General features: G+C 31.7%; 10 protein-coding genes, 2 tRNA genes and 1 riboswitch. Of the genes, 2 read left to right on the forward strand and 10 right to left on the reverse strand.

Annotated elements, in window-relative coordinates:
• Positions 1-88 (reverse strand): hypothetical protein (locus tag DAD81_RS21030; RefSeq protein WP_262511278.1); only part of this gene is annotated, 88 nt, incomplete at its 3' end.
• A 6-nt stretch (positions 89-94) separates the two neighbouring features.
• Positions 95-859 (reverse strand): reverse transcriptase domain-containing protein, encoded by a 765-nt coding sequence (locus DAD81_RS13150; protein WP_317047331.1) that lies wholly within the window; start codon positions 857-859, stop codon positions 95-97.
• Between the two features lie 46 nt (positions 860-905).
• On the opposite strand from DAD81_RS13150, the gene DAD81_RS13155 reads away from it, so the two are divergent.
• Positions 906-1,301: a DNA-binding protein gene (locus tag DAD81_RS13155; RefSeq protein ID WP_111708751.1), complete on the forward strand. Its 396-nt coding sequence runs from the start codon at positions 906-908 to the stop codon at positions 1,299-1,301.
• A 14-nt stretch (positions 1,302-1,315) separates the two neighbouring features.
• The gene (locus DAD81_RS13160; RefSeq protein ID WP_245949298.1) at positions 1,316-2,143 is read left to right on the forward strand and encodes an IS3 family transposase; all 828 of its coding nucleotides are present in this window, start codon (positions 1,316-1,318) and stop codon (positions 2,141-2,143) included.
• 95 nt (positions 2,144-2,238) lie between these two features.
• Here DAD81_RS13160 and DAD81_RS13165 read toward each other — a convergent pair.
• The 8 genes from DAD81_RS13165 to DAD81_RS13200 form a co-directional block, all read right to left on the reverse strand.
• Positions 2,239-2,312: transfer RNA gene (locus DAD81_RS13165), tRNA-Asp, on the reverse strand.
• A gap of 302 nt (positions 2,313-2,614) precedes the next feature.
• Positions 2,615-5,329: a phosphoenolpyruvate carboxylase gene (locus DAD81_RS13170; protein WP_111708753.1), complete on the reverse strand. Its 2,715-nt coding sequence runs from the start codon at positions 5,327-5,329 to the stop codon at positions 2,615-2,617.
• A gap of 305 nt (positions 5,330-5,634) precedes the next feature.
• Positions 5,635-5,708: transfer RNA gene (locus DAD81_RS13175), tRNA-Asp, on the reverse strand.
• 66 nt (positions 5,709-5,774) lie between these two features.
• Positions 5,775-6,698, reverse strand: a complete 924-nt coding sequence (locus DAD81_RS13180; RefSeq protein ID WP_111708754.1) for a DUF58 domain-containing protein — start codon at positions 6,696-6,698, stop codon at positions 5,775-5,777.
• A gap of 91 nt (positions 6,699-6,789) precedes the next feature.
• Entirely contained in the window at positions 6,790-7,107 is a 318-nt protein-coding gene (gene trxA, locus DAD81_RS13185) for a thioredoxin (protein ID WP_111708755.1), read from the reverse strand.
• Positions 7,108-7,235: 128 nt separating this feature from the next.
• Positions 7,236-8,192: a methylenetetrahydrofolate reductase [NAD(P)H] gene (gene metF / locus DAD81_RS13190; protein WP_111708756.1), complete on the reverse strand. Its 957-nt coding sequence runs from the start codon at positions 8,190-8,192 to the stop codon at positions 7,236-7,238.
• A 107-nt stretch (positions 8,193-8,299) separates the two neighbouring features.
• A complete protein-coding gene (metH, locus tag DAD81_RS13195) occupies positions 8,300-10,981 on the reverse strand; it encodes a methionine synthase (protein ID WP_111708757.1) in 2,682 nt (893 codons plus the stop codon).
• Between the two features lie 45 nt (positions 10,982-11,026).
• Positions 11,027-12,028, reverse strand: a complete 1,002-nt coding sequence (locus DAD81_RS13200; RefSeq protein ID WP_111708758.1) for a homocysteine S-methyltransferase family protein — start codon at positions 12,026-12,028, stop codon at positions 11,027-11,029.
• A 43-nt stretch (positions 12,029-12,071) separates the two neighbouring features.
• Positions 12,072-12,174: riboswitch (SAM riboswitch) on the reverse strand.
• Between the last annotated feature and the right edge of the window lie 64 nt (positions 12,175-12,238).

Raw genomic sequence — 12,238 nt, forward strand, 5'->3', positions numbered from 1 at the left:
GCCAAATAAAATACCTAAGACGGTTACGCAACCATTCTTCTAACTTTTTAAGTTTACTTTGAATAGATGCTAGTTTAAAGTAATTAATCCAACCTCAAATTAACTGATTGATCCGTAGAATACGCTCTTCAAAACTAACGGGAATTGTCTTTTTGGTCAGGTATTTAAGTTTTGACTTAAACACTGCCCATTTTAACTGTTTTACCACTAGTTGATATTTCCCTTTTTCGTTCTTCTTATAGGTGGATACAAAACCATAACCTAGTAAGTTAAATGTTGAGGGTCTACGTATACCACTTTTCTCTCTGTTTATTGGAAGTTGCAGTTTGTCTCGCAGAAATTTGTAGATACTATTACCTACTCGTTTTGCGGACTTCTTACTTTGAACATAAACACTAAAATCATCGGCATATCTTACATAACGATGCCCTCTCCCTTCTAATTCTTTATCCAACTCATTGAGTAGAATATTAGAAAGTAATGGGCTTAACGGTGAACCTTGCGGAACGCCTTTTCTTCGCTTTTGTAATTTACCTCCTATTAATATTGGTGCTCGTAGAAAACAACGCAATAACTTCAAAGTAGCTTTACACTTTACCTTTTTGTATATCAATTCTAGCAAAACATAGTGCTCGACTTCATCAAAAAATGATTTAAGGTCGATATCTACAATATCTTGATATCCTGAATTAATGTTTTCAAGGCTTTGTGTAATAGCTCCGTGAGCATTACGCTTTGGTCTGAATCCGTAACTATGCCTTTGAAAGTCTGGCTCAAATACAGGTTGCAATACTTGATGTAATGCTTGTTGAAATACCCTATCTACAACCGTAGGAATACCGAGTAATCTCTGTAAAATCCTGAAATAGGTTGACTAAAAATTAAACCATTAATTATAGTCACCTATGAAAACACAAAATGAACACTGGCGAAAAAAAAAAAAAAGCTACCAAAAAGTAACTTTAGAAACCAAACTTTTAGTCGTTGACCAAATTCTAAACGATCAGATATCAACAAACTTTGCTTCTAAGAAATATTACGTTCCCAGAACAACTATTACTTATTGGTTAAGAAAACACATTACATTAGTACAACAAAATACTGGTATGAGTAAACTAGATGAAATTAAAAAACTTAAGGAACGTATCGAAGAGTTAGAGTTTGTAAAAGACTTCCAACAAGATATCATTGCTGATATGGAACTCATTACAGGAGTCGATATGTCAAAAAAGTCATTGCCCAAAACATTAGCAAAAGAGATAGAGAAAAAGAAACAAAACCGTTTAAAAGAAAATGGTTAATCGAATGTTTTGGGATATCTAAACAAGCGTTTTATAAACGATTAAAACCCTATCAAACCAAACAAAATCAAGATAAATTATTAATTGAATTAGTGAGAAATTGTCGAAATGATGTAGGGCAAAAAACAGGAGGAATCAAACTATTGAAACTTCTTAAAAACGATATGAAACTGTTGAATATTAAAATAGGAAGAGATAAGTTTTTTAAATTCTTAAGAACTCATAACCTACTGATAACAAAAACTAAACGTCACTTTATCACGACAAACTCTAAACATCATTTTTATAAATACAAGAACCTAATTAAAGATAAAATACCAACACGACCAGAACAACTTTGGGTAAGCGATATAACATATATAAAAACAGAAAAAGGACATAATTATTTAGCGCTTGTTACGGATGCTTATTCTAAACAAATAATGGGATATAAACTAGATAACCATATGAGAACAGAACTCAGCTTAGACGCCCTTAAAATGGCTCTGAAAAATAGAAATTATCCTAACCAAAAACTAATTAACCATTCTGATAGAGGTTTACAATATTGCAACCCAACTTATACAGAGTTTGCTCAACAAAATGGTATTAGTTTAAGTATGACTCAACAATATGATCCTTATGAAAATGCAATTGCTGAAAGAATAAACAGAACATTAAAATATGAATATGGTTTGAAACAAATTATAAAAAACACTAAATTAGCTCAAAAAATAGCTAAAAAGGCTGTATACATTTATAATAATCTAAGACCGCATTTAAGCCTTGACTTAAATACTCCTTCTTTTGTTCATTTAAACAAAAATGTAAACTACAAAAGCTATAAAAGAAACAAAATTTAGAAATATTAACCATTTAAAAAAATCAAAAAAATGGTCAACCTATTTCAGTTTAATACAGTTGCATAAAAAAAGCATCTCAAATGAGATGCTTTTTGCGGTCTGGACGGGACTCGAACCCGCGACCCCCTGCGTGACAGGCAGGTATTCTAACCAGCTGAACTACCAGACCGTTGCTCTTAGCGGATGCAAAGATACACTTTTAATTAAATACTTAACAATAAATCTGTTTTTTTTTAAAATAAATTTAAAATACAAAAAAAGCATATCTTTTGAATACCTTAATTCTTGAAAATGATGAAGTATCTCAAATGTTAATTTAAATTGAACTAGCAAGGAAATACTTAAAGCAAACTGTTTTTATACTTTACAAACTATTCACATAAAACTAATTTTATGTGAATAGTTTAATTAGAATTCTTTAAATAAAGATAAACAGATTTTTAAAATTGTATTTTTAATTTGAGTAATTTTTTAACCAGTACCTTTAAGCCCTCCAGACAATGCATTTACAAGCAATAACAGTTCCATTAAATAACTATCACTTTCTTTTGGTTTAGTGTCTTTAAGGTTTCTCCACTTCGTTAAATAGTCTATTTGAATTTCGTGCAATGCTCTCAATGAGTTATTTCTTAATTTGTTATCGTTTAACTTAGAAATTCGTCTCACCTCTACTGAACTTTCCGAAATTTCTTCAATTTCATCTAAACAACTTTTATAATCATTTAAAATTAAAGTCATTAATTCTTCTTTAACCTTTGGGTTTTTAACAAAGTTGGTAAATGAGTTCATTATTTCAATATCAGAATTCAATAAATTTGATTCGATTTGAATAAGGCTGTATTTTAAGAAAGGCCAATCTTTTGCCAATGATTTTAATTGTTCAAAATCATTTGGATGCTTTTTCTGAAACTCTACTAATGCAGTTCCTGTTCCAAACCACCCACTAATATTAAACCTAGATTGATTCCAACTAAACACCCAAGGAATAGCACGAAGATCTTCCAACGATCTTTGACCTGTTCTGCGAACTGGCCTTGATCCAATTTTACTTTGCTCTAAAACATCGATTGGAGTTACAGCAGTATAAAACTCTATAAAATTCGGATGATCTAATAATTTTCTATACGTTGTTCTAGTAAGCTCAACAATTTCATCCATTATTTTATAGCGCTGCTCATCTTTAACTTTAGATTCTTCAACCATAGCTTGTCTTGCTGTTCCTGCAACAAACATTTCTAAATTATATGCAGCGGTAAGACGGTTGGCAAATAAGTTAGCGATAGATTCTCCTTGCACAGTCATTTTAATTTGCCCACTCATTGAGCCAGCAGGCATACTGTCTAAAAATCTATGAATTTTCCCTCCACCTCTACTAATTGTTCCTCCTCGTCCGTGGAAAAAGCAGAGCTTCACATCAAATTCTTTAGCTACTTTAGTCAGGTTTTCTTCTGCTTTGTATATATTCCAACGGCTTGTTAAAATACCACCATCTTTATTACTATCACTGTATCCCAACATTACTTCTTGAGTAAATGATTTAGAAATTAACCGTTGTTTTTCAACAATTGGATGTTTTAAGAAAGCAGTCAAAATTTCTGGCCCAGCAATTAAATCATCAACAGTTTCTAAAAGAGGAACAACCGGAAGATTAGTATCTTGCAGCCCTACTTCTCTAAGTAGTAAAAACACTACTAATAAATCACTTAAACTGCGTGTCATACTAACAATAACAGATCCAATTCCATTTGTTCCATATAAATCTACATAAGTTTTAATTTCACGTAAATAACCAAGAACATTATCAGCCTCTGCTCCACAAGAAACACCTGCTACTAAAAACGGACGTTTATTTTTTAATTCTTTATTTAAAAAAGCCAATCTTTTTTCTTCATTCCAATTTCCATAATCAAAATCAGTAAAACCTGATGCTGCTAATATTTGACTAATTGCTTTTTCGTGGTAAGCACTATTTTGTCGAATATCTAGTTTTGTTAAATGAAATCCAAAATTCTGTACTAATCTTTCAATAGGAAATAACCACTGTTTAGCAATTTGAACTGCACCTAAATCAATAAGTAGTTGTCTTAATTTTTTAAGTTCAACATCTAAAACATCAGCCGATTTAAAATAACTGGCTTCTCCTAAGGTATGATTATCTTTAATTGTATTATTTAATTGAACCAATAGTAAATTTATAAATTGACGTAGTGGTTCTGATGGGTTTCGTTTTAAAGCTTTTTCTCCTTTTGCGCCAAATAAAGTGGCTTTTTGTTCAAGTTCATTAAGAAAGTCGGGCGCTATTGTATTTTGTAAACTTGAAAAACTAAGTTTAGCCGCTAAATCAACTAATTGTTTTTGAATCATTTTCAACATCAACCTACGATGCAACCTTAATGTTGAGGCCGTAAATTCGGATGTTACAAACGGATGTCCATCACGATCACCTCCAACCCAACTTCCAAACTGAATTAAAGGAAAATGTTCAGGCCATTCTAATAATTCTGGAGAAAATTCCATTTCTTCCCAAGCATCTTTCAATCGTTGATCTGTTAATTTAACCGCTTCAGGAAAAACATTATTAAAATAATGCATAAGATTGTTTCTCTCATCTTCAAGACGTGGTTTTTCAAGATAAATTTCACCTGTTCTCCACCAACGCTCCATTAGGCTAATAATTTCCTGTTTTAAAAGTGATTGCTCTGAAGTTGACCAATTTGGATTTTCTTTTTTAACCAAAAGCAAATATAACTCACGGTGAATATCAATCACAGTTAAACGTTTTGCTTCAGTTGGATGAGCGGTTAAAACTGACACTACTTTAACCTCTCTTAGTTTTTGAGCAATTTTACACTCATTAATTCCATCCGTTTTCCATTGATTTAAGGTATACCCCCAAGAACCTTTTGTAGATGCTACACCAAACTGAGTTTCAGATTTTCTCCTATATTGAGTGGCGGCATTTTCTTCAACTAAATTTAATAACTCAAAACACATCCCAATTGCTTGTGTAAATTTTTCATTGGAATAATTAGTGGTCTTTTTTACCGAAAAATTATCAATTGGCAACCCATCAGCTAAGCTACTTTCTCCAATTGAAGTCAACATTTCTTTAAATAAAGTTATTAAGTATTGGTAATCTTCTCTAATTTTTTTTAATCCTTCTTTTTCAAGTAACTCATTGGCCATTTCAATATAATTTAATTAGTAATTATTAATTGCTTCCAAAAAATATCACAAATTGAATTATAGCGACTTAAATCTTGAAAGCAGTTCCTAAAGTTATATATTTTGACTAGAATAGCAAGTCAAAAACAATGGTATTTAGTAATGTTTTTGTTAATTTTTTATAACTATAGAAAGATTTATAATTCCGTTACATTTTAAAGATTCAGGAAACGTTTCAATAAATTCTAATTTATAAAAAAATCAATCCCCCCTTAAAAACAAAAAACCTTAATAATCTCATATGAGATTGTTAAGGTTTTAAAAAGCGGTCTGGACGGGACTCGAACCCGCGACCCCCTGCGTGACAGGCAGGTATTCTAACCAGCTGAACTACCAGACCGTTGCTCTTAGCAGATGCTAAATATAGTCGTGTTTTTTATATATGCAAAAGATTTTTAAATAGAATTTACAAAAATTTATTTCTTCTTATTAAATACGCTATTAATACCTGCTCAAATCCTTTATTAATATCCACAGGAACATATTCAATTTTATATTGCATACACTTCAATTTCAATTCATTAAAGTATTTTGAAATTTCCAAACTATATTGTTTTTTAACCGACGAAGCATATAAATTTATTTCTTCTCCTGTTTCAACATCAACAAACTTTTTTGGTGAATTTTCAAAATCGAAGTTTAATTCTCGCTTTCCATCAAAGGTATGAAACAAAACAACTTCGTGTTTATTGTGTTTTAAATGCCGTAAGGCTTCAAATAATTCTTCCTCATTTTTATCTGTTTGAAACATATCTGTAAATAAGAATATAAGTGATCTCTTATGAATCTTCTCAGATATTTCGTGCAATACCTTATAAGTATCTGTTGTTGCTTTAGAATTACTTTTAAGTAAATCATCTAACTGAGAAAGTAACATGCGTCTATGTCTATCACTTCCTTTTGCTGGTGCATAATAATTAGTTGTATCACTATAAATACTTAATCCAACAGCATCTCGTTGCCTTCTTAAAATTTCCATTAAAGCGGCAGATGCTATTGAAGAAAATGCAATTTTTGATAAATTATCAATTGAAGGGTTTTTAATTACCGGATAATGCATTGAAGCTGAATTATCTATAATTAAATGACAACGTAAATTAGTTTCCTCCTCATATCTTTTTACAAACAGCTTTTTTGTTTTCGCATAGAGTTTCCAATCAATATGCCTAGTACTTTCACCCTTATTATACAATCTATGTTCAGCAAATTCAACAGAAAAACCATGGAACGGACTTTTATGCATTCCAGTAATAAAACCTTCAACAACCTGTTTTGCTAATAATTCAAGATTATTTAATTCAGTAAGATGTTTTACCTCTATGCTAGCCATTTCTAATTTTTAATATGCGTAAATATAATATATAAAAAGAAAAAGCCCGACAAAATTGTCGAGCTTTCAATATTATATTCATTTATAATTTCTACAAATGTGCATCAATTTTTTGAGCGTAAGTAGCTTTTGGAGCTACTCCAACTTGTTTTTCAACAACTTCACCGCCTTTAAACAACAATACAGTAGGTATATTTCTAACTCCGTATTTTGCTGCAAATTCTTGATTAGAATCTACATCAACCTTTGTTATTACAGCTTTACCATCATATTCAGTTGTTAACTCATCCATTATTGGAGCTACCATTCTACAAGGTCCACACCATGCTGCCCAAAAATCAACCATTACCGGTTTGTCTGACTTTAATACAACTTCATCAAATGTTGCATCTGTTACTTCTAACGCCATATTATATTTTTTTAATTATTACTTTCTTTTAACGATTACAAATGTAAACAATTAATTATCCAAATCAATTTTACATTTATTACTTTTCTTTATTAAACTATCAACAATTTAAATACTAGCTGTTAATATTAAAAAACCTCTTTTGCAATTGCTTTTATATTATCTGATTTACCCATTGAGTAAAAATGTACAACAGGAGCTCCATTTGCTATTAATTCCTTAGACTGCATAATAGCCCATTCTATTCCTATTTGACGAACTTCTTTATTATCCTTACACCCTTCAATTCCTTTAATTAAATCTTCAGGCATATCCAACCTGAAAATTTGAGGTAATATTTGCTGATGTCTTTTTACCGCCACAGGTTTAATTCCTGGAATTATTGGAACCGTAATTCCTATACCTCTTGCTTTTTCAACAAAATTAAAATATTTCTGATTATCAAAAAACATTTGAGTCACCACATAATCTGCTCCCGCATCAACCTTTTCCTTTAATCGGCGCAAATCTGTTTCCATACTTGGCGCTTCCAAATGTTTCTCTGGGTATCCTGCTACTCCAATACAAAAATCTGGTTTATTATTTGTTTCAATTATATTGTGTAAATATTTACCTTCATTCAAATTTTTAATTTGCCCAACTAAATCTGAAGCAAAAACATTCCCTTCTTTTGTTGGAATAAAATATTGTTCATGCTTCATTGCATCACCACGCAAAGCCATAATATTATCTAAACCTAAATAATGACAATCAACCAAAACATACTCCGTTTCCTCTTTTGTAAAACCTCCACAAAGCACATGAGGAATTGCATCTACATCATATTTATATTTCAAAGCAGCGCAAATACCAACTGTACCGGGCCGCATTCTAGTCATTTTTTGCTCTAATAAGCCATTTTCCTTTTTTATATAAACATATTCTTCTCGCGAAGTAGTTACATCAATAAAAGGCGGATTAAATTCCATTAACGGATCTACATTATTGTATAAATCCTGAATATTCTGACCTTTTTGAGGTGGAACAATTTCAAACGAAAACAACGATTTTCCATTTGCTTGTTTTATATGATCTGTTACTTTCATTTTCTTCTTTAATCTTGGGCGTTACCTTTCAGGTCGCGCTATCCGTTATATCTTTTTCTACGTTACACTTCAAAAAAGGATGTCACTCCCATCGCTAACGCAATAATCTAATCCGCTAAATTAGGGTTTAACCATTTTTTAGCAGTTTCAAAATCCATATTTTTTCTTTCAGCAAAATCTCTTACTTGCTCTTGCGTAATTTTACCAACACCAAAATATTTAGATTTTTCATTACCAAAATAATATCCTGAAACAGATGCGGCTGGCCACATAGCCAAACTATCCGTTAATTCAACACCTATTGTTTCTTTAACACTCAACAAATCCCAAATAGTTAACTTTTCAGTATGATCCGGACAGGCAGGATAACCAGGTGCTGGACGAATCCCTTTATAATCTTCTTTTATCAATTCGTGATTAGATAAAACCTCATCTGAACCATATCCCCAGTATTCTTTTCTTACTTTTTCGTGTAAATATTCTGCAAAAGCTTCCGCTAATCTATCTGCCAATGCCTTAATCATAATTGAATTATAATCATCGTGATCTTTTTCAAATTCAGCAGCTAATTCAGCAGTACCAAAACCTGTAGATACACAAAATGCACCCATATAATCCTGAATTCCAGTTTCTTTTGGCGCAACAAAATCTGCCAAAGCAATATTAGGAATTCCTTCTTTCTTTTTTAATTGTTGACGCAATGTTACAAATTGAACATTTACATCATTTCTTTCAGCATCCCCATAAATCTCAATGTCGTCATCATTTACACTATTTGCAGGAAAAATTCCAAAAACAGCTTTTGCTGTCAATAGTTTTTCATTTAAAATTTGAGCCAGCATTAATTTTGCATCATTAAATAAATTAGTTGCTGCTTCACCTACAACTTCATCTTTTAAAATTGCAGGATATTTCCCTGCTAATTCCCAAGTTCTAAAAAACGGACTCCAATCTATATAATCAACTAATTTTGTTAAATCAAAATCTTCAATAACTTGAACTCCTTCAAAATTTGGCTTTTTAATAGTTGTCTCACTCCAATCAATTTTGAACTTATTTTTTCTAGCTTCTGTCAATTTCACATATTCTTTTCTACTTGATCTATTTGCAAAACCTTTACGAACCTTAACATAGTCAGCTTTTATATCTCCAACATATTTTTCATTGATTCTTTTATTCAATAAATCACCAACAACAGTTACAGCTCTTGAAGCATCATGAATATGAACAACTGCATTTTTATATTGTGGATCAATTTTAACAGCGGTATGCGCTTTTGAAGTTGTAGCTCCTCCAATTAACAAAGGAACTTCAAAATTTTGACGCTCCATTTCCTTAGCTAAATAAACCATCTCATCTAAACTTGGTGTAATTAAGCCACTCAATCCAATAGCATCTACATTTTCATCTTTTGCTGCTTGAATAATTTTTTCTGGAGCAACCATTACTCCTAAATCTACAATATCATAATTATTACAGCCTAAAACTACACCAACAATATTTTTACCAATATCGTGCACATCTCCTTTTACAGTTGCCAATAAAATTTTACCATTTGCCTGGCTCACCCCTCCTTTATCTAGTTCAATATAAGGCAATAAATAAGCTACTGCTTTTTTCATTACACGTGCAGATTTTACTACTTGAGGTAAAAACATTTTTCCTGAACCAAATAAATCTCCCACTACATTCATCCCTATCATTAAGTTACCTTCAATAACTTCAATTGGTTTTTCTGCCACTAATCTTGCAGCTTCAACATCTTCAATAATAAATTCATCTAAGCCTTTTACCAACGCATGTGTTATACGATCTTGTAATGGTTTTTCACGCCAAGACATATCAACTTTACGCTCTTTTGCAGTGCTTACAACACTTTCTGCAAAATCTAATAAGCGCTCTGTTGCATCATCTCTTCTATCTAAAATAACATCTTCTACGTGTTCTAATAAATCTTTTGGAATATCATCATAAACCTCCAACATTGCAGGGTTAACAATTCCTATATTCATTCCTGCTTTTATAGCATAATACAAAAACACCGAATGCATTGCTTCACGTACAGCATTGTTTCCTCTAAAAGAAAACGATACATTACTAACACCTCCACTTACATTTGCATTTGGTAAATTTTCTCGAACCCAACGCGTAGCTTCAATAAAATCTATTGCATTTCTTCTATGCTCATCCATTCCAGTTGCTACTGGAAATATATTTAAATCAAAAATTATATCTTCGGAAGCAAACCCAACTTCATTCACCAGAATATCATAAGAACGCTTAGATATTTCAATTCTACGTTTATAATTATCAGCCTGCCCAACTTCATCAAAAGCCATTACAATAACGGCTGCTCCATACATTTTTATTTTTCTTGCGTGCTCTTTAAACTGTTCTTCTCCTTCTTTTAAACTAATAGAGTTTACAACACATTTACCTTGCGCAACTTGCAAACCAGCTTCAATAATTTCCCATTTAGAACTATCAACCATGATAGGAACACGCGCAATATCTGGTTCTGCAGCAATTAAATTCATAAAACGAACCATTGCTTCTTTCCCTTCCAACAAACCATCATCCATATTTATGTCGATAATTTGTGCACCACCTTCAACCTGATGACGTGCAATTGCTAATGCTTCATCAAATTTCTCTTCTTTTATCAATCGTAAAAACTTACGAGAACCTGCAACATTGGTACGTTCACCAACATTTATAAAATTACTTTCTGGAGTAATTATTAAAGGTTCAAGTCCTGATAATTTTAAATATTTTTTTTCTGAATTCATTCTAATAAGTATGAGATTCTGAATCAAGTTCAGAATGACGAAAATTTAATTTTTTGAATCAACTTTACGAGGTTCGAAACCTTCAGCCACCTCAGCAATTGCTTTTATATGTGCTGGAGTTGTTCCGCAACATCCACCAATAATATTTATCAATCCTTTCTCCAAATATTCTTTTATTTGGCTAGCCATTTGATCTGGCGTTTCATCGTATTCACCAAAAGCATTTGGCAAACCTGCATTTGGATGTGCTGAAACTCCAAAAGCTGCTTTTTGCGCTAACACTTCTAAATGTGGTGTTAATTGTTTTGCTCCTAAAGCACAATTAAACCCAACAGTTAATAATGGAATATGTGATACTGATATTAAAAATGCCTCAGCAGTTTGACCAGACAATGTTCTACCACTAGCATCAGTTATTGTACCACTTAACATTACTGGAATATCAATATTTCTTTCTGCTTTTATTTCTTCAATAGCAAATAAAGCTGCTTTAGCATTTAAAGTATCAAATACTGTTTCAACTAGTAAAACATCTACCCCTCCATCAATTAAAGCTTCTGTTTGTTGTCTGTAAGCTACTCTTAAATCATTAAAAGTAACAGCTCTAAAACCTGGGTCATTTACATCTGGAGACATACTTGCCGTACGATTTGTTGGTCCGATTGAACCAGCAACAAAACGAGGTTTATCAGGATTTAATGCAGTAATTTCTTGTGCAACTTCTTTTGCTATTTTAGCCGATTGATAGTTTAACTCATATACAAACTCTTCCATTTTGTAATCAGCCATTGCAATGGTAGTACTTGAAAAAGTATTGGTTTCAATAATATCAGCTCCTGCATTTAAGTATTTTCTATGAATTTCTTTTATAGCTTCTGGCTGCGTAATTGAAAGCATATCATTATTTCCTTTCACTGAAACTTTGAAATCTTTAAATTTTTCACCTCTATAATCTTCTTCAGTAAATTTATACTGTTGAATCATTGTTCCCATTGCGCCATCTAACACAAGGATTTTATTTTTTAATATGTTGCGAATGTCTTCCATTTTATACATTTTACATAAACACGCGGAAGTTATTAAGAAGTAATTGTTATCTGTCCATTTATATGGTAGAACGTAGCACCTTCTTTAGTTTTAAAGGGTTGCTAAGGCTTCAACAGGTCTATTCCCTCTGCCTTTCTTAATAACTAATAAGTATATTTATGAACTTTGTGCAAATTAACGGCATATTCTTTTGAATTACAAACAACTATT

Source organism: Lutibacter citreus, from assembly GCF_003260195.1.
In the GTDB taxonomy this organism is placed as follows: Bacteria; Bacteroidota; Bacteroidia; order Flavobacteriales; family Flavobacteriaceae; genus Lutibacter; species Lutibacter citreus.